The sequence below is a fragment of the Spiroplasma clarkii genome (assembly GCF_002795265.1).
Lineage (GTDB): Bacteria > Bacillota_I > Bacilli_A > Mycoplasmatales > Mycoplasmataceae > Spiroplasma_A > Spiroplasma_A clarkii.
Map to the genome: position 1 here is coordinate 364,093 of NZ_CP024870.1, position 19,446 is coordinate 383,538.

20 protein-coding genes and 1 tRNA gene are annotated in these 19,446 nt (G+C 29.3%); 10 read left to right on the forward strand and 11 right to left on the reverse strand.

The features are described 5' to 3' along the window. Nucleotides 1-5: 5 nt before the first annotated feature. On the reverse strand, nt 6-1,787 hold the full coding sequence (locus tag SCLAR_RS01605) for a ribonuclease J (protein ID WP_100254207.1): 1,782 nt from the start codon (nt 1,785-1,787) through the stop codon (nt 6-8). A 356-nt stretch (nt 1,788-2,143) separates the two neighbouring features. Then, nucleotides 2,144-2,746, reverse strand: coding sequence for a peptide deformylase (def, locus tag SCLAR_RS01610; protein WP_100255214.1), 603 nt, complete (start codon nt 2,744-2,746; stop codon nt 2,144-2,146). Between the two features lie 82 nt (nt 2,747-2,828). On the opposite strand from def, the gene rsmD reads away from it, so the two are divergent. The 3 genes from rsmD to SCLAR_RS01625 are packed head-to-tail and all read left to right on the forward strand — an operon-like array spanning nt 2,829 to nt 5,531. Then, the gene (rsmD, locus tag SCLAR_RS01615; protein WP_100254208.1) at nt 2,829-3,392 is read left to right on the forward strand and encodes a 16S rRNA (guanine(966)-N(2))-methyltransferase RsmD; all 564 of its coding nucleotides are present in this window, start codon (nt 2,829-2,831) and stop codon (nt 3,390-3,392) included. 4 nt (nt 3,393-3,396) lie between these two features. Next, complete coding sequence (gene gmk, locus SCLAR_RS01620) at nt 3,397-4,278, forward strand: guanylate kinase (protein ID WP_100254209.1); 882 nt, start codon at nt 3,397-3,399, stop codon at nt 4,276-4,278. Beyond that, nucleotides 4,278-5,531 (forward strand): transcription antitermination factor NusB, encoded by a 1,254-nt coding sequence (locus SCLAR_RS01625; protein WP_100254210.1) that lies wholly within the window; start codon nt 4,278-4,280, stop codon nt 5,529-5,531. The genes gmk and SCLAR_RS01625 overlap by 1 nt, the downstream gene beginning before the upstream one ends. A gap of 146 nt (nt 5,532-5,677) precedes the next feature. On the opposite strand, the gene SCLAR_RS01630 is transcribed toward SCLAR_RS01625, so the two are convergent. The 8 genes from SCLAR_RS01630 to SCLAR_RS01665 all read right to left on the reverse strand — a co-directional run bounded on the left by SCLAR_RS01630 (nt 5,678) and on the right by SCLAR_RS01665 (nt 12,951). Beyond that, nucleotides 5,678-6,226, reverse strand: a complete 549-nt coding sequence (locus SCLAR_RS01630; protein ID WP_100254211.1) for a lipoprotein — start codon at nt 6,224-6,226, stop codon at nt 5,678-5,680. An 89-nt stretch (nt 6,227-6,315) separates the two neighbouring features. Beyond that, complete coding sequence (locus tag SCLAR_RS01635; protein WP_100254212.1) at nt 6,316-6,873, reverse strand: lipoprotein; 558 nt, start codon at nt 6,871-6,873, stop codon at nt 6,316-6,318. Between the two features lie 100 nt (nt 6,874-6,973). After that, nucleotides 6,974-7,531 carry a lipoprotein gene (locus SCLAR_RS01640; RefSeq protein WP_100254213.1) on the reverse strand — a complete coding sequence of 186 codons (558 nt, stop codon included), beginning with the start codon at nt 7,529-7,531 and terminating at the stop codon, nt 6,974-6,976. A gap of 89 nt (nt 7,532-7,620) precedes the next feature. Next, nucleotides 7,621-8,178, reverse strand: a complete 558-nt coding sequence (locus tag SCLAR_RS01645) for a lipoprotein (protein WP_100254214.1) — start codon at nt 8,176-8,178, stop codon at nt 7,621-7,623. Nucleotides 8,179-8,278: 100 nt separating this feature from the next. Next, nucleotides 8,279-8,836 (reverse strand): lipoprotein, encoded by a 558-nt coding sequence (locus SCLAR_RS01650; protein WP_100254215.1) that lies wholly within the window; start codon nt 8,834-8,836, stop codon nt 8,279-8,281. A 110-nt stretch (nt 8,837-8,946) separates the two neighbouring features. Next, nucleotides 8,947-9,477: a lipoprotein gene (locus SCLAR_RS01655; protein ID WP_416374968.1), complete on the reverse strand. Its 531-nt coding sequence runs from the start codon at nt 9,475-9,477 to the stop codon at nt 8,947-8,949. Beyond that, the gene (locus tag SCLAR_RS01660) at nt 9,450-11,081 is read right to left on the reverse strand and encodes a hypothetical protein (protein WP_100254217.1); all 1,632 of its coding nucleotides are present in this window, start codon (nt 11,079-11,081) and stop codon (nt 9,450-9,452) included. Before SCLAR_RS01660 ends, SCLAR_RS01655 begins: the two co-directional genes overlap by 28 nt. Then, entirely contained in the window at nt 11,074-12,951 is a 1,878-nt protein-coding gene (locus SCLAR_RS01665) for a hypothetical protein (RefSeq protein WP_100254218.1), read from the reverse strand. The genes SCLAR_RS01660 and SCLAR_RS01665 overlap by 8 nt, the downstream gene beginning before the upstream one ends. Before the next feature lie 745 nt (nt 12,952-13,696). Here SCLAR_RS01665 and rlmN point away from each other — a divergent pair. The 6 genes from rlmN to SCLAR_RS01695 all read left to right on the forward strand — a co-directional run bounded on the left by rlmN (nt 13,697) and on the right by SCLAR_RS01695 (nt 18,789). After that, entirely contained in the window at nt 13,697-14,770 is a 1,074-nt protein-coding gene (rlmN, locus tag SCLAR_RS01670; RefSeq protein ID WP_100254219.1) for a dual-specificity RNA methyltransferase RlmN, read from the forward strand. Continuing rightward, complete coding sequence (locus SCLAR_RS01675; protein WP_100254220.1) at nt 14,760-15,524, forward strand: PP2C family protein-serine/threonine phosphatase; 765 nt, start codon at nt 14,760-14,762, stop codon at nt 15,522-15,524. The genes rlmN and SCLAR_RS01675 overlap by 11 nt, the downstream gene beginning before the upstream one ends. A 62-nt stretch (nt 15,525-15,586) precedes the next feature. Then, nucleotides 15,587-16,609: a serine/threonine protein kinase gene (locus tag SCLAR_RS01680; protein ID WP_100254221.1), complete on the forward strand. Its 1,023-nt coding sequence runs from the start codon at nt 15,587-15,589 to the stop codon at nt 16,607-16,609. After that, the gene (rsgA, locus tag SCLAR_RS01685; RefSeq protein ID WP_244900142.1) at nt 16,597-17,508 is read left to right on the forward strand and encodes a ribosome small subunit-dependent GTPase A; all 912 of its coding nucleotides are present in this window, start codon (nt 16,597-16,599) and stop codon (nt 17,506-17,508) included. Before SCLAR_RS01680 ends, rsgA begins: the two co-directional genes overlap by 13 nt. After that, on the forward strand, nt 17,508-18,182 hold the full coding sequence (locus SCLAR_RS01690; RefSeq protein WP_100254223.1) for a ribulose-phosphate 3-epimerase: 675 nt from the start codon (nt 17,508-17,510) through the stop codon (nt 18,180-18,182). Before rsgA ends, SCLAR_RS01690 begins: the two co-directional genes overlap by 1 nt. Continuing rightward, on the forward strand, nt 18,172-18,789 hold the full coding sequence (locus tag SCLAR_RS01695; RefSeq protein ID WP_100254224.1) for a thiamine diphosphokinase: 618 nt from the start codon (nt 18,172-18,174) through the stop codon (nt 18,787-18,789). Before SCLAR_RS01690 ends, SCLAR_RS01695 begins: the two co-directional genes overlap by 11 nt. Before the next feature lie 36 nt (nt 18,790-18,825). Here SCLAR_RS01695 and SCLAR_RS01700 read toward each other — a convergent pair. Next, nucleotides 18,826-18,910, reverse strand: a tRNA-Leu gene (locus SCLAR_RS01700). A 188-nt stretch (nt 18,911-19,098) separates the two neighbouring features. On the opposite strand from SCLAR_RS01700, the gene SCLAR_RS01705 reads away from it, so the two are divergent. After that, a complete protein-coding gene (locus tag SCLAR_RS01705; protein WP_100254225.1) occupies nt 19,099-19,407 on the forward strand; it encodes an Asp23/Gls24 family envelope stress response protein in 309 nt (102 codons plus the stop codon). The last annotated feature ends 39 nt before the right edge of the window (nt 19,408-19,446 follow it).

Below are 19,446 nucleotides of genomic sequence, written 5' to 3' on the forward strand. Positions count from 1 at the left end.
CCCTATTATTTTTTATTTAAGATTACTGGAATAATTAGAGGGTTTCTACGTTTATATCTAAAAATAAATGGTGAAAGTGTTTCTTTAACTGCAGACTTAATAGCACCAAATGTTGGTTTTGGTGAATTTAAAACTTTTAAAACAGCATCTGTGACAATATTAATTGATTCTGCAATTACATTTCCACTGTTTTTTACATAAAAACTTCCTCTTGATACGATACGGGGAGGGGCAAGTAGTTTATTTGATTGTGAATCAATTGAAAGAATTACTGCCATTAAGCCATCATGACTTAAAATGTTTCTTTCACGAATCACATTACTTGCTTTCCCTGTCATATCTTTTCCATCAATAAAAATTGCATCAGCAGGGATTCTTCGACCTACTTCTGCTTTACCATTGTGAATTTCAATCTGGTCTCCATTAGCTACAACGAATACGTTTTGTGGTTTCACATTGACACTACTTGCTGTTTCACCATGGATCTTAAGCATTCGATACTCTCCATGCATTGGCATAAAGAATTTAGGTTTCAATAGGGAGAACAAGAGTTTTTGTTCCTCTTGACTTGCATGTCCTGAAGTGTGAATTTTTAATTCCCCATTGTTTTCAATGACATTTGCTCCTAGGAAAGTTAATTTATTAACCACATTTTCAACATCAGCTCTATTTCCTGGAATAGGAGAAGAAGACATAATAACTGTATCTCCTGGGATTAATTTAATTGTTTGGTGTTCTGAACGAGCAATTCTTGATAGAGCTGCCATTGGTTCACCTTGACTCCCAGTACATAAAATCATAATTTGATTTTTTGGGAAGTTGTCAATTTCACTAGGTTTAATAAACATTTTGTCATTAATATTTAAATGTCCCATTTGTCTAATAATTTTGATAATACGTTCAATACTTCTTCCAATGACTACGATTCGACGACTATATTTATTTGCAAGTTCAGCAATATGTTGAATTCTGTGGACATTTGATGCAAATGAAGCAATAATGATACGACCTTTTGCTTTTAAAAAGAGAGAATCAATATTTTGAATAACTTTTCTTTCCCCAAGTGTATAACCTTCAACTTCAGCATTGGTCGAATCTGCCATTAGTAGTTCAACACCTTCATTACCTCATTGTGCCATTCTTTGGATGTTGGCGTCATGTCCAAGAGGAGTTCAGTCAAATTTGTAGTCTCCTGTTGAAAAGATTGAACCGTTTGGTGTCGAAACATAGACACCAAAAGCATCAGGAATTGAGTGGTTTACTGCTGCAAACTCAATGTTAAAATACTTTGTCCCATAAACATCATTTTCAGTGTATTCTTTGACAACAGTTTTATTTTGTAATTTATATTCTTTTAGACGTTCACGAATAAGTGCTGCTGCTAGGGCAGGAGCATAAATTACTGGAATATCTACTTGTTGAAGTAAATAAGGAATTCCCCCAATGTGGTCTTCATGCCCATGAGTTATAAACAAACCTTTAACTTTAGAATTATTTTGTACTAAATAACTAAAATCAGGGATGACAGCACTTACACCTAATTGAGTAGCATCAGGAAATTTTACTCCAGCATCAAGCATAATTATTTCATCATCATATTCAACACAATATGTATTTTTACCTACTTCTTCTAAACCACCAAGTGCAAAAACTTTAGTGGGGTGAGGTGCCATATTTATTTTCTTTCTAGTGGGATTTTCATTACTTTTTAATTTCTTTATTTCAATTTTCGCTTCTAAGTCAGCCACTAGGCTTGGAACCTTGGTAACTTTATCTGTATTGACCATATATTGCTATCTCCTTTTATTTATATCTTTTACATTGAAAATTCACTTAAATTTGATTAGTTGTGTTCCACAAAAAACCACTACAATTGAATGTGACCATTAATTGATATCCTATATTAATTTAATAGTTTTAAGATATTAAGAATTTGTCTTTAATTAAAAGAATTTTCATTATTTTAATTCTAGCAAAAGAATTGGTATATTACTATCTTTTTTGCCAAAAGAATTTATATAAATGTCTTTAAATTAAGTATATCAAAATAATTCAAGAATGTATAATTTTAATTATTTCCCCACTTCTGCCCTCAATAAGTTCGGTGTTTAAATAAAAAAACTCTTTTAAAAGAGCAATAAATTTATAACATAATTCAAGATTCTTCTTCATAATTTGGGTCTGCTTTATTAATACGATCATAGTAAAGTTGACCTTGATTGTGCTCTAATTCATGCTGAAAAACAATGGCTTGATAGCCTCGCACTGTTAGTTCCACATATTCTTGAGTTAATCACTCAAACCCAGATATTTTGACTTTGTAACTGCGGGGAACATTTCCAGGATGATCTTTGTCAACACTTAAACATCCTTCTCCACCTTTTAAGAAAGCAATTTGATCACTGCTAGCAGTGATTTTTGCATTAATTAGAGCAAATTCTTCAATATCATCAGTTTCTTCATCTCACTCAAAACGAGCAAAAAACATGTTTGTGTTGCTGCCAATTTGAGGAGCTGCTAAACCAACTGCTGGTCGTAAATGGTCAGCACTGTCTTTCTTGTTTAAGATTGGGTCTTGTGAATAGCGAACAAAATCTATTAATTTCTTAATCACAAGTTCATGTTCAGAACTTAATGGTAAAGAAACATCAACACTTGTCCCTCTAATTACTTCACGATTTGTGTCTTTACATAATCACTTATTCGAAGGAATCTCTTTTTGTAATAAATCAGTTTTTAAATTCATCTTCATAAAAATTACCTCACATTTGATTATAACTCAAAAATTAAGCAATTTTGAGTTATATTATGTATAAGAGGTGAAAAATATGCAAGTCATTAGTGGTAAATATCGAGGTAAAAAGCTACAAGCTTTAGTTGGTAGCAATACTCGTCCAACAACTCAAAGGGTAAAAGAAGATATTTTTAACATTTTAAATAATTACTTTCTCTATGAAGGTAAAATCAGTTTAGACTTATTTGGTGGTAGTGGAGCGCTTAGTCTTGAAGGATTATCAAGGGGAATAAAATTAGCTTATGTGAATGATCACCACAAATTGGCAATTAAAGTGATTGAACAAAACTTTAACAATGTTGACAGTAGTACTTATCACATATATAATTGAGATTATTTTCAATTGTTAAAGTACTTAACAGTTCAAAATATTACAGTGGATTTAATTTATTTAGATCCACCATTTGCTCAGTTACAATATTATTATGATTTTTTTAACTACTTGCAAACAAACAAACTTTTAAATGATTATGGTATAGTAATAACAGAATCTGAAAAACCTTTAGAACTTGAAAAGATTTCAGAATTAGTGTTATTAAAGCATAAAGCATATAAAACCAAACATTTATATTTGTTTAGAAGAGAAGATAAGGAGTAAAAGTATGAAAAAAGGTAAGATTGTTATTCTTTCTGGTCCATCAGGAGTAGGTAAAGGAACAGTTAATAAAGCATTAGCAATGGATAAAAGTTTAAAACTAGTCCAATCAATTTCTATGACAACTCGTGCACCCAGACCAGGAGAAGTTGATGGAGTTAATTACTTTTTTGTGAGTCGAGAAAAATTCTTAAAAGCAATTGAAAATGATGAATTAATTGAGTATGCCGAATTTATTGGGAACTTTTATGGAACACCAAGAAAACCAGTTTATGACCAAATAAATAGTGGTAAAAATGTTGTTTTAGAAATTGAAGTAATTGGGGCAACTCAAGTCTTAAAAAAAGAAAAAGCTGAAAACCTAGTTTCAATTTTTTTAATGCCCCCAAATTTGAAAGTTTTAAAATCTAGATTAAGGGGTAGAGCCACTGAACCTGATGCTATTGTTAAACAAAGATTAGATAAAGCATTATTAGAAATACCATTAAAACACAAATACCAATATGTTATAGAGATAGATAGTGTTGAAAATTGCACTGCTAAAGTTAAAGAAGTCTTAACCAAAGAAGATGCCATTGAAGATTTTAGTCCAGAACAAAGCTGATACTACAAGTTGCATGATAATGTAGCAAGTGAAGTTGAAGAAAATTACTTGTTTTTTGTTGAAAATTGAAGAGAAAATGCCCAATTAGTTGGAGGAATTAATCGAGCCACTGACTTTGACTTTAAAAAACACTTAATAGATATTTTGACAAATAACATTTATCGAGATACATTGGCAAGAGGGATGTTGATGTCATTTGCAGATGTTGAGTTTGTTAAAAATAAAGTTGAAAGAGCAATGCTTGATATTGATTTTTTCAATGTTGAAGAAATTTATTTTGGTTAATGGAAACAAGGTTAACAGCACTAAAACTTTTGTGTGAGGTATTCTTACACCAAAAGTTTGCCAACAAACTATTAAACCAGCTTAAACAAAGTCAAAAATTTTCAGACCCTGATATTGCCTTTATTTTTAAACTAGTTTATGGAACAATTCAGTATAAAATTTATTTAGAGTATGTGGTAAACAAAATTATTGATCCTCAAAAAACTGATAAAGAGGTTCAAATTTTATTGTGAATGAGTTTATACCAAATTAAGTTTTTAAATACACCAATCTATTCAGTTACTTTTGAAGGGGTTGAAGTTGTTAAAAAAATTAATAAGCAACTTGCTGGTTTTGTTAATGTTAAAATTAAGGCACTTGCTGATTCAAAACTTTGAGAAGTTAATATTAAAAACAAACAAAATACCTTAGCTCTTGAAAATGGCTTTCCATTTTGACTCTACCAACATTTTAAGGCAGATTTTGGCCAAGAGATTGCTGAAAAATTAGTTCTTAGTGCAAACCAACCAACCTTAATTTCATTTCGCCTTAATCTAAACAAGATTAGTCAACAAGATTTCTTAGCAGAGTTTCAAGTTGCCCACAAAATTGAAGTTTCAAAAATTGCTAAGAATGCTTATTTGGCTGCTAGTTCTATTTTTACATCAAGAGCATTTGTGGATAAATTAATTTACATCCAAGATGAAACAAGTATTCTTGCTGTTGAACTATTAAATCCACAACCTAACACAAAGGTTCTTGATTTATGCTGTGCCCCTGGAGGGAAATTATCTTATTTAGCTCAATTGGTTGGACCAAAAACAATTGTTACAGGGAATGAAATTGATGTAAAAAAGCAAAACTTGATTGAACAAAACTTGAATGCTTGTCAAATAACTAATGTAAAACTCTCATTTTTAGATGGACGTCAAGTAAAGGGAAATTTTGACTATATAATGTTAGATGCACCATGCTCAGGGTGAGGGGTATTTAAGAGAAAACCAGAAATTAAGTTAAAAAAATTTACACATGAAGCAATGCAAAGTTTGTACCAGACTCAGGCTGAACTTTTAAGTCATGCTTTTGGTTTATTAAATGATAATGGAAAATTATTATATGCAACTTGTACTATTAATAAAGCTGAAAATCAAAACTTGATTACAAGTTTTCTTAAAAAAGAACCAACAGCAAGCCTACTTAGTGAAGAACAATATTTTGGATTTGAAAGTAATAACAATGGTTTTTATCTGGCTCTAATTTCTAAAAAATTGTAAGAATTTTTTGTTATCAAGATAATAAAAATGCTAGTTAACTTAACTAGCATTTTTTATATGACTATTTTTATTGTTTTAAATTTCTATAATAGTGATTAATTTACAAAGTTTGTCCAAGCAAATTCATAATAATTGGCTAATTTAGCTTATTTATTTGAAAATATAAAACTAGCCTTTGGGTTGTTTAGATTAAAATACAGAAGTTTATCGTTCAGTTTGTATTCTTTATTGTGAAAAACAGTATCAAAAGTTTCCCTTATTTCATGTGGACCTTTCTCTACTAGCAATGAAAAGGAGTTATTGTTTGGAATATTTTGTATATTTTTATCAAATCATTGTTTAAATGTTAAACCCTTATCTGCAGATGTTTGATTTAAAGAATCATTATTTTTTAATGCTTCTTTAAGAATTGGACTTAAAGAATTTGATATAAATTTAACTATTTCTTCATGTATGTTTTCTCTGGTAAAAGTTATGTTTAGTGTAGCTAAGTTAATTAATCATGTTTGACTAGAGTTAGTTTCACTTCAAACCATTTCTGGAGCAATAAACATATCTTTATTTTCAATTACAGCTTTTCCAGCACTTGCTGGTTTGGCATCATCTTTTTCACTTGGTTTATCACAAGCAACTACTGAGGCTGCTGTTGAAGACATCAGTGTCCCTGCAGCAATAATACTTAATAATTTTTTCATTTTTATATTCCTCCTAATTTCTATTAAATATCATTAATTATATTAATGAAATAATTTAGCTTGATATTTATCTTATAGTTGAAAATACTCTATCTGTTTCAAATTATAAAATGAAAGAAAGGGTCATTCAGATTAACTTTCATAAGTTGGTTATCTAAATTATAATCTGCAATATAGAATTTTGATTCAAAGTAGGATTCTCAACTTTTCCCCTTTTCTCCAAGCAAAGCATTAATAGCATATTCATTTAAAAAATCTGCTGAGCACTTTTCAATCCAATCTTTTAGTGAAATCCCTTTGTCACTATTTGATCTATTTAAAAAATCATCATTTTTCATTGCTTTTTTTAAAATGGGATTTAAGGAATTTAATAGATACTTACCAATCTCTTCATTAATATTCTCTTTTGTTATTTCTACACCTAGTGAGCTCAGATCAAATTCTCATTCTGCAGAGTCAAGACCACCAGCAGATTCTATTCAAACCATTTCTGGTGCTGCAAACATGTCTTTACTTTCAATCACAATTTTTTCAGCACTTGTTGGTTTGGCATCATCTTTTTCACTTGGTTTATCACAAGCAACTACTGAGGCTGCAGTTGATGACATCAGTGCCCCTGCGCCAATAATACTTAATAATTTTTTCATTTTTATATTTCTCCTAATTTCTATTAAATATCATTAATTATATTAATGAAATAATTTAGCTTGATATTTATTGTTGGAGTTTTTAATAATCAAAACAATATTATCTATTTCAAATTTCAAAATAAAATATAGGGTTGTTCAAATGAACTGTTATGAGTTGATCACCTAAACTATAATCTTTAACATAGAATTTTGACATGAAATATACTTTTGAGCTATCCCCAGGATTTTTAAAAAAAATGTCAATTCAGTAGTTAGTCACAAAACTTATTGTGTTCTTTACAACTCATTGTTTGAGAGTCATTTTATTATCAAAATCTTCTTGATTTAAAAAATCCTCATTTTTCATTGCTTCTTGTAGAGTGGGATTTAAAGAATCTAAAAAATATTTAATTATTTCATATTTAATATTTTCTTTTGTTATTTCTACACCTAGTGAACTTATATTAAATTCCCATTTTGGTGAAATTAACCCACCTAGGGTTTCAGATCATGCCATCCCTGGTGATACAAACATATTGGTGCTATCAACTGTGGGTTTTTCATCACTTGCTGGTTGAGCATCATCTTTTTCACTTGGTTTGTCACAAGCAACTACTGAGGCTGCAGTCGAAGACATCAGTGTTCCTGCAGCAATAATACTTAATAATTTTTTCATTTTTATATTTCTCCTAATTTGGTTTAAATTTCATTGATTATATTAATGAAATAACTTAGTTTAATATTTATCTTATAGTTGAAAATACTCTATCTGTTTCAAATTATAAAATGAAAGAAAGGGTCATTCAAATCAACTCTTATATGTTGGCTATCTAAAATATAATCCTTAACATAGAATTCTGAGTCAAAGTATGAACTTCAACTTTTTCCTTTTTCTCCAAGCAAAGCATTGATAGAATAATCATTTAAAAGAACTGCTGAGTATTTTTCAATCCAATCTTTTAGTGAAACTCCTTTATCACCACCTATTTGATTTAAAAAGTCGTCATTATTCATTGCTTTTTTCAAAAGGGGATTTAAGGAATTTAATAAATACTTACCAATCTCTACATTAATATTTTCTTTTGTTATTTCTACATTTAGTGAGCTCAGATCAAATTCTCATTCTGCTGAGTCAGTACCACCTGTAGATTCTATTCAAACCATTTCTGGAACTGCAAACATGTCTTTACTTTCAATCACAATCTTTTCAGCACTTGTTGGTTTAGCATCATCTTTTTCACTTGGTTTGTCACAAGCAACCACTGAGGCTGCAGTTGATGACATCAGTGTCCCTGCACCAATAATACTTAATAATTTTTTCATTTTTATATTTCTCCTAATTTAGTTTAAATATCATTAATTATATTAATGAAATAACTTAGCTTGATAATTATTGTTGGAATTCTTAATAATCCAAACAACACTATCTATTCCAAATTATGAAGTGAAATACAGGATCATTCAAATTAACCTTTATAAGTTGGTTATCCAAATTATATTCTTTAATGTAGAATTTTGAGTCGAAACCACGGTCCATATTAGTACCTGGATTTTCAAGTAAGGTATTAATTGCACTTTTAGTTAAAAGTGTTTTTGCTTCTTTTTCAATCCAATCTTTTAGTGAAATCCCTTTATTTTCCTTTGATTGGTTTAAAAAGTCAGATTTCTCCATTCCATTTTTTAAAATGGGGTTTAAAGAATTTAATAGATACTTACCAATCTCTTCATTAATATTCTCTTTTGTTATTTCTACACCTAGTGAACTCAGATCAAATTCTCATTCATCTAGGTTAAAGCCTCCAGGAGATTCTATTCAAACCATTTCTGGAGTTGCAAACATATCTTTATTTTCAATCGCAATTTTTTCAGCACTTGTTGGTTTGGCATCATCTTTTTCACTTGGTTTGTCACAAGCAACTACTGAGGCTGCAGTTGATGACATCAGTGTCCCTGCAGCAATAATACTTAATAATTTTTTCATTTTTATATTTCTCCTAATTTCTTTTAAATTTCATTAATTATATTAATGAAATAACTAATAATCTATTTGTTTCAAATTATGAAATCAAAAATAGGCATATTTAGTTTTGTTTATATAAGCTGGTTGTCTAAATCATAATCTTTAATATAGAATCCTGAGTCAAAAGATGCATTTACATTTTGAGCATCATCATTAAGTAATCAAATTACTTTTCCTTCATGCAAAAGGTTCTTTGAATATTTATCAAATCACTCTTTAAGTGATAGTCCTTTATCAAAAAATCCTTCATTTAAAAAATCATCTTTTTTTAATGCATCTTTGAGAGCTGGACTTAAAGAATTTAATAAAAATTTATTTATCTCAGCATTAATATTTTCTTTTGTTATTTCTACACCTATTGAACTCAGATCAAATTCTCATTCATCTAGGTTAAAGTCTCCAGGAGATTCTATTCAAACCATTTCTGGAGTTGCAAACATATCTTTATTTTCAATTGTGAGTCCTACACTGATTGTTGGTTTAGTTCCATCTGAGTCATTACAAGCAACTACTGAGGCTGCAGTTGAAGACATCAGTGTTTCTGCAGCCATAATGCTTAATAACTTTTTTATTTTTATATTTCTCCTAATTCATTTAGATATTTATTTTCAACTTCATCAATGGTGTTAATGACATAATTCATATCATTCACTACATTTTGACTTTGAATTGATGTAAGTAATTTACCTGCTTTTTCTTTTCTAACTTTAATTAGCTGTTCTAAATTATTTGGAATAGACCTATTTTGATAGAAAAGTTCATAATTATAAATTGATGTGAATTCATCATTAATAATATGACTTACAGGTGATAGTTCACCAAAGATTTTATGCATAAGAATAATTAATTTTCGTTTAGAATTAATTAGAGTCTCATTTTCTTTATTTAATTCATTGATTTTCTTATAGTTTTCCTTAATTTTTTTTCAGTTTCCATTTATTCCCACAGATAGTTCTGAAATAAGTGCAAGATCTTTTTTCTCTAAATCTTCAAATGCCTCCTTGTTTGTGCTTAGCTTGTCTAAATTTGGTTCAATATTACTTTTTAATGTGCTTCTACTATCAGCAATTAAACCATTGAATGCATCATGCAGTTTTTTTGCTGCAAAAGCTGGGGCAAATAAATCTTGTAGAAAACTTAATATTCCTCCAAGAACTGAATAATCTAAGCCTTTAACTACAACTTTTTGTAGCTTTTCTGCTCCCTTAAATTGATTATTGACTTTATCTTTAATTTCAAAATATTCAAACATATCATCAACTAAGCTAGATTCACCTGAATCAGCAACAATATCTTCAACATATGAAGTTAGTTTGTTATCATATGATTTAAACACTTCATTAAGCCCATCACTATTAACGTCTAAAATGTTTACAAAGCCTGCAATTCCTTTCATAACTACATCCATTGCATTTCTAAAGTTTTTAACATAGAAGATGCCATAGATTGGAATTCAAGCCATTTCATAATTTTCAGAATGTCATTCAGCTGAACTATAACCATTTTCCATATAGTTATATAGGTCAAAAAACATGTTGTAGTATTCCATAAACATAGCTCTTGCTCTTGAATTTACTTCTAGAATTGTTTTTAAAATTTTAATTCTCTCATTGTTTGCAGCATTCTCAGCAATTAAAACAGCATTCTCAGCTTCAATTTCTGCAATGGTTTTATTGTTAATTGAAATATCTGCAACAATTTTGTTAAATTTACTTTCAACAAAATTTCTTAAATAGAAAAGCTCTTTGTTTTTAGCAATATTAAATTCTAAAAAATCATTTTGCAATCCCTCTTGGACTTGATTGTTAAATCGCACCATTTGATCATTGTATCAACTCATTGAATAATCATATAGATTTTGTCCATCAAGTATTGATAGTTTTTCAAGACGAACTTTGTAATAGTGAATATAGTTAATAAATTTATCTTGATACTTATAGAAATTGTCTTCTAACACTAGGTCATTTAAGATTGCCATTGATGTTGTTAGTAAATCCACTAATTCATTATCTGGCAATTTCTTAGTATCTGTTGGATTGTAACTTAATGCTCTTTCAATTTTTAAGATAGTTTTATCCATTACAGATGTTACATCTGGACCATCCAAAAGACTATTGATTTGTACTTTTTTTGAAGTTTCAATAACAGCTCCCACTGGTGAAGAAATCAGTGTTAGAGACATTAAACTTAAAATTAATTTATGCATTTTTCATTACCCCCTCATATTTATTTGTGATAAACTCATATAACTCAATGTAACGGTTTTGTTTATACTCAATCTGATGATCTGAGGCATTATCTTGACCATATGAATATAAGTATTTACCAGTGAGTTGTTTTCTAAAGAGTTCTTCAATTCGGTAGTTTTCGTACTTATATTTTAAATTTTTAAGGGGTTCAAATTGCATTGCTCTGCTAGAGAACTCATCAAAGTCAATAATATCAGAGTAGTCTTTTAATCAATTATTGAATTCTTCAGAATCTGCAACTAGATTATCCAATTGACTATTTTTAACATATGCTTCTAAATCATCAATTTTTTCAAGACTTTCAGCTATTTTTTTAATGAAATCATCAGCATCATTTAATAAGTTTGATTTATCATTTTCAAGTTGAGCTATTTTTTTGACAGTATTTTCTTTCATTTCATAAAGTAGGGCAATTGGTTTGTCTAGCATTCCTGCAGCAACTGCTACATCTTTAAATCATTTTTTTGTTTCTTCTTTGATTCCAGTTACTAAATCAAAGGCTTTCTTTACTAAGTCAATTTTTTTAAGATCTATAAACTGAAATCTAAAACTTGAAATTACATTTCTAATGTCTGCAGTGAAGGCTGTAATTTTTCTCAAAATCATTTGAGCCTCAATTGAATCATCATTTTTAAATTCATCTTCAATAATAGAAAACATATTTGGCAAATCATTCATTATGAAACTATCAAGAAAATTTGAATGGTTATGTAAATTTGTAAACATATCCATTTCCACAGCTAGAATGGCTAGTCCAATATCAACAATGTTTTCAATAACCTTTATGATGGGAAGTTGTTCAGAAATGTATTCACCAATTTTGTCACTAAAAAGATCCTTAACCACATCTTTTGTCATATTATCCAAAAATGTTGCAATATTATTGGTGGCATCTGGAACTATGATTTCTTCATCACCATTTATAGCACTTGTAAATGCCTCATAGATATCTTTAAAATCTTCAAATTCGACATCAGCATTTAAGAACTGTTCTTTAACATTGGCTAGAACTTCATCATAATCTAATCCTGGAATTTGATTAACTGCATATCTTACTAGTTGATCTAATGCACTTCACATTCCATCATGAAGTATTTCAATTCAGATTTCTGAATTTCCAGCAAAAAATCCCTTAATATAGTCAATTCTTTCATGAATCATTGCTAGAATATTATCAAATATTTTTTCAACATTTTTACCTGCTTGAATTCCAATATCTAGATTTGACAATCCAGCTTTTAAGTCATCAACACTAGCTTCATAAACTGAAACCTCAGCTTTTAAACCAGCTAATTCTGTTTTTGAGTCTTTATATTTTTCAATATCCTCAGAAATAAGTTCTGAGTATAAAATATTAAAGGCATAATAATTTAAATTAGCATATTCAGAAACCTCACTATTTCTTGATTTAATTTCATTTATATAATCTTCTTGGTCTAATTTTGTTTGAATCATTTGATTTGCTTGTCCTAAGTTAAAGTTTAATTCATTGAACTCAGAAACCTGGGTTTCACTTGTGATTAATTTATTTAAATTATTCATAAGTTGATAAAATGTGTTCATATAGTTGTTATATGAAAGTTCTGAGTAAAATCCAAACATTGGTTCAATACCATTGCTTAAAATTTCATGTAAACTTTCAAAATCATAGTTCTCAACATTGATGATGGTACTTTTTAAAATATCATCATAGTGTTTTGAATCAACCTCATATTCTTTAAAAACACTTTTTGTGCTTCTAAGATTATTTCGAGTTAATGAGGTTGTTGTGATAATCGGTGGTACAGAAAGTAAAACCGATGACAACAAAATTATTAATTTTTTCATACTCATTTTCCTTTAGAGAAACATCATTATTTCTCCCTTTCATCATATCTTCTTGCTATTTCCTGGTATGAATTGATAGGAGAGACTAGTTCAATTATTAATTAAAATAATTTATGTAATTACTATGTCAATAAATAGTGTGGAACCAATCTCTTTAAAGGTGCTTTTGTAGATTTATTAGGCAATAGACTACAAAGTTGTGAGTAACCATCTATATTGATTTTTTTTAAGTTTTATTATTAATATTTAAAGAAATCTTTAACAGAACGATGATCCTCACTACTATTTTACGGTATTTTTTCGAAAAATAAATAGGTATTTTAAAATTCCTAAATTTATTTTCAAGATAGGTTGCATAAAATCAAAAATGATTAATTGAAATAACAAACTTTTAAGTCTATTGCTTAACTTTAAGAGAGTTAATGACCCAATTTTATTGATAAAATTAGAAAATTTACTTTTTTTAGAAAAAATTTAATGTTTTTTTGTAACTTAAAACTGGTTTAATCATTAAAAGTAACTTGAAAATAAATAGATCTTGAATAAAAATTAAACCAAGTTTGTATTAATTTTTTGAATGTCTTCAAGGGTACGATTTACAAATTTCCTTAGTTTTTGTCCTGGTGTAATCTTTATAAACTAAAAATTTATTTGTTTTGACAATAATTGTTGCTACATTTATTGTCTCAATTAACCAAAGTTGGGTGGGTAAAATATGATATAATAGAGATTGGAGTAAAATTATATGGACAAAACAAGCATTTTTAAATATACAATTGAAGATTTACAAAATATTTTAGTAGAAAATGGCTTTAAAAAATTTGCAGCACAGCAAATTTTTGATTGAATCTATGTTAAGTTAGAAGCAGATTTTAAAAATATGACTAACTTAAGCAAAGAACTAAGAGAATTTTTAGATGAAAACTATACTGCAGCACCTCTAAAAGATTTACTAGTAGAAGAGTCGAAAGATGGTACCATCAAAATTCTTTTTATGTTAGATGACAAAAGAACCATTGAAACAGTCTTGATGCCTCAAAAATATGGTCAATCAGTTTGTGTAACAACACAAGTTGGTTGTAAAATGGCATGTAAATTCTGTGCCTCAGGTCTAATCAAAACTGAACGTAACTTAGAAACAGATGAAATAGTTCGTCAAATCTTCACTATGAATGTTTTGTTAAAAAAGAAATTTCAAGATAACCCAGATAGTCCACAAGCCAGAGTTAGTCATATTGTGGTAATGGGTATTGGTGAACCTATGGATAACTTTGATAATGTGATGAAGTTTATTAACATTGTTAATGATAATAAAGGTTTTGGGATTGGTGCTCGTCATATCACAGTTTCAACTTGTGGAGTAGTGCCAAGAATAATCCAATTTGCAGACTTAAAAAACCAAATCAATTTAGCAATTTCTTTGCATGCACCCAATGATGAGGTGCGAAACTTGTTAATGCCAATTAACAAAGCCTTTAACATTAAAAAATTAATGGATGCAGTCCGTTATTACATTGGTACTACCAATCGTCGGATTACTTTTGAGTATATTTTAATTGAAGATATCAATGATCTTCCTGAACATGCAGAACAATTAGCAAAATTAATTCGGGGAATTAATGGTTATGTTAACTTAATTCCTTATAATGAAGTTGAAGAAAACCCTTTTAAAAAATCAACCAAAATAGACAAATTCTTTAATATTTTAAAAAGAGCTGGCATAAATGCTATTGTTCGTAAAGAATTTGGAGCAGACATTGATGCTGCTTGTGGCCAGTTAAGAGCTAAAAGAGAAGGTGCAATTAAAAATGAAATTTAAACATGCAATCCACACAGATACAGGTAATTACCGAAAATCAAATCAAGATTATTTAGACTTTTGTCTAAATAAACAAGGTGATGCTTTTGGAATAGTTTGTGATGGAATGGGAGGACATGCCCATGGTGAAGTTGCAAGTAAAATTGCTGTTACAAAATTTATTGAGTTATTTAAAAAACAAGATTTTACAGGCCTAAGTCAAAGAGAAGTTAACAAGTGATTAAGAGCAAGTGCAAAAAAAATTCACAACTTTATGAAAGAATATGCCAATAGTTACACTAAAACCTTAGATATGGGTACCACTTTAACTGCAATTTTACTAGTAAACAATGAAGCATTTGTAATTAATATTGGTGATTCAAGAACCTATAAATTGGTTAATAGTAAACTTTTTCAAGTAACAACTGACCAAAACTTGTGAAATTCAACCCCTGAAGCAGAACGTCAAGATATTCAAGCATCAGGAGTTTATGGAGAACGTGCCAATGATGTCACTTTTTGAAAAGTTTTAACTAGTGCATTAGGACCAAAAAAAACTTTAAAAATTGACACATATTACATTGATAAACCTTATGGAACTTACATTTTAACCACAGATGGAGTTCATGATTACATTGACAATGACATTACAGCAGCCACTTTAACTAACCAAAATACTACTTTAAAAGAAAAATGTAAAATCATTGTGGAAGATGCCAAAGAAAACATGTCAACTGATAATTTATCAATTTTAATTATTGAAGTAAAGCAATAGTAGCACAATACTTTGCTTTTTTTTGTTATGATATTTATAGAAATTTAAAAGGGGAGTTATTGATGAAAAATTATACTGTTGGATCATTGGTAAATGATAGGTATGAGTTAAAAGAAGTCTCAGGCTCTGGAGGAATGGCTTCAGTTTTTAAAGCTTATGACATTATTACCAAAACCTATGTTGCTGTTAAAGTTATTAATGAACAAACTTTAGTTAATCCTAATGGTTTGGAAAGATTTGAAATTGAAAAAGAATCAATTGCCAACCTAATTGAATCAAAATATGTAGTTAAGTTGCATGATGTGATTCAAAAAGATGGAGCTTTTTTACTAATTTTAGAATATGTTGATGGAGGAGACTTTAAAAAGTTTTTAGCAGCTTTTGCTCCATTAACTACAACTGAAATTAAGTATTATTTTGGTGATTTGTGTAAAGCCTTAGATTTAGTTCATAGAAAAAAAATAGTTCACCGAGACATTAAACCAGAAAATGTCCTACTTACTTTAGATAAACAAGTAAAATTGACTGACTTTGGGATTTCTTTAATGGATGGTTATAAAAAAGAAGAAGAAAAAACTATTGGAACCCCAAAATACATTGCCCCAGAAGTCATTGATAGTCAAAAAGCAACACCAAGAACAGATATTTACTCATTAGGAATTATGATGTATGAAGCTGCCACTGGAATGGCTCCATTCCGCAGTCGTAGTGCTCAAAAAATATCTTTAGAACACTTATACCAACGTCCAATAGCTCCCAGAGAACTAAATCCTGCAATTCCCCAGGCTTTAGAAAATGTTATTTTAAAAATGATTGAAAAAGATCCAGATAGTCGTTTTCAATCAATGCAAGAAGTTTTAAGTAGTTTAAAAGAAGTTACTGACCAAGTTAATATTAAACCCTATGTTTACAAGGGTCGTTTCCGCAGTTTAAAAGGCGGTAACGATAGTCAAAAAGCAGTTGTTGCTGAAAATTTAAATTCTCGAAGAAGTGGTGTGATTAAAAAAACCACAATCACCACAAGCATTATTATTGGTTTGCTTCTTCTCTTTGCCTTTGTTGGCCTGTTATTGTGGATGATTTAAAAATGCCAACAGGAATTATTTTAAAAATTTTAAGTGAATTTGCCTATGTATTTTATGAAGAAAAAATATATGAGTGTAAAGCAATAGGAAAATTAAGGCACACAAAACAAACACCAATAACTGGGGATAATGTTGAATTTAACATTCTTGATGAAAACAATTTCAAAGGACAAGTTTTACAACTTTTGCCTAGAAAAAATGAATTATACAGACCAAGAATTGCAAATATTGACCAAGTTGTCATCATTACTGCTGTTCGAGAACCAGTTTTAAACACTTTTACCTTAAATAAGTATTTAGCTTTTATTGAGTATTTGAACATTAAACCAGTTCTAGCCTTTACTAAGGTTGATTTATTGAAAGAAAACGATGCAACTTATGCTTTGTTGAGTGAATATAAAAATTTAGGTTATGAAACTTACTTGATAAATAATATGATTGAAACTGATGCTGAATGAAATGCATTTTTACAATCTCTATTAGATAAAGTTTCAGTTTTTACTGGACAAACAGGTGCTGGTAAATCAACAACCTTAAATCACATTATTCCTGATTTGTTTGAACCAACACAAGAAATTTCAAAAGCCCTTAATCGAGGTAAACATACAACAACAAAAAATGAACTTTTTCATTATTTTGGGGGTTTAATTGGTGATACTCCAGGTTTTTCTTCATTTGAGTTTAAAGACTTTGATAAATATCAATTAGCACATAGTTTTAAAATGTTTGAAGAACATTTAAATGCTTGTAAATTTAATGATTGCTTACATTTACCTGAAACTCCTGGTTGTAAGATTTTGCAATTAGTTCACAATCACCAGATCCCAAATTTCATTTATGATGATTATGTCAAAATGCAAAGAGAAATGTCGGAAAAAGAATATAGGAGAAAAAAATAATGAAAAAATATCTAGTTGCCCCCAGTATTTTAACTGCAGATTTTTTAAATTTAAAAAAAGAATTAGATTTATTACAAGCTGCTGGTATTAAGTACATCCATTATGATGTCATGGACTACCACTTTGTTCCAAATCTTAGTTTTGGACCAAAAGTACTTAGTGATATTACCAACAATTATGATTTTAAAATTGATATTCATTTGATGGTGACTCTTGACAAGTACACTCTTTCAGATTATCTAACACCATTTTTACAAAAAAATGTAAGTCAAATTACTTTTCACTATGAGGCACTTGTAGCAGAACAAATTCAAGAATTTATCAAACTTTGCAAAACAAATGACTTAAAATGTTCTTTGGCAATCTCCCCAGATACTAAGGTAAGTGAACTAACACCATACCTAGCAGATCTTGATAATGTATTAGTAATGACAGTTTACCCAGGTTATGGAGGTCAAACCTATTTACCTGAAGCAGGTAAAAAAATTGCTGAACTGCAAAAATTAAAAGCTACAAATAACTATCATTATTTAGTAGAGGTTGATGGAGGTATCAATGATGCAACTTATAAAATTGTTCAAGAGCATGGAGTTGACATGATAGTTGCTGGTAGTTATTTGGTTGGTCAAGATCTAATGACACTAAAAGAAAGGGTGGCTAAACTTGAAAACTAAGTTTTTAATAGTTACTTGTGAAACTCAACTTGATTTTTCATACTATCAAAAAGATTTTTTTATAATTGGTGTTGAGAGAGGTTGTTTGGATTTAATTGGTAAGAACATCAAAATGGATTTAGCTGTCTCTGATTTCGATCAAGTGCTTGCTAGTGAACTAACCCAAATTCAAGAGCAAGCAAAATCATTTGAGAAGTTAGATTGTCAAAAAGATAATCTTGATGGAACTTATGCCATTAAAAAAGCTTATGAACTTGGAGCAACTGAGATTGTTTTTGTAGCTAAACCAACAAATCGAGTTGACATGAACCTAACAATTTTAGAATATTGTTACAAGTATCATGTTAAATTTTTAAATGATAATACAGTAGCTTATTGTTTAGGTAAAGGTACTTCAACTTTAAGTTTTGCACAATATCAAGGTTATACTTACATAACCTTCTTCCCAGTTCATGAAACTTTATTAACAATTTCTGGATTAAAATACAATATTGAAGACTTGCATTTGTTGCCAAATAGTACAAGAGCATTTTCAAATGAATTTATTCCAAATACTGCTGGGAAAATAACAACTACAAAACCAGTGCTAGTGATTTTTAACAAATAAAAAAGTTCAGCAATGCTGAATCTTTCTTTTCAATAATGGTGCCCTCTATCGGAGTCGAACCGATATGAGTTGCCTCGGCAGATTTTGAGTCTGCTGCGTCTACCAATTCCGCCAAGAGGGCAAGTCCTTTTTAATTATAACTAAATTCTAGAGAAAAACACTAAATTTTTTATGAAAAAATTGTTTTTTTAATAAAATGAGTGGTAATTCGTTTTATTATAATGTTAAAATATTATTGTACTATTTTGAAACGTGACAATCATGATTTCAATGTTACCTATTTGATAACACATAAAAAGGGGGACTTTTATGGATACAATTACTTACAATGCAATCAACAATGCAGTAACTACTGTTCCGGGTGTAAAGTCACTAGCGAACTATGAATCTCAAGATATTTGAGATTTGGAAACAAAAGATATTGCTAAGGCAGTTGAAATTGTTTCTTCAGGTTCAATTCACCGAGTAAAAGTGCATGTGATATTAATGAATGGTTTTAACATTAGAGACGTTGTTAATGAAGTTCAAATACGTGTAAAATACGAATTAGAGAAATTAAAACAATTTACAATGTCTTATAGTGTGGATGTTGTAGTTGATGACCTACAAATGATTTAAAAAAGGCTAAGAATTTCTAAACTGGCAAAAAGAGATTTT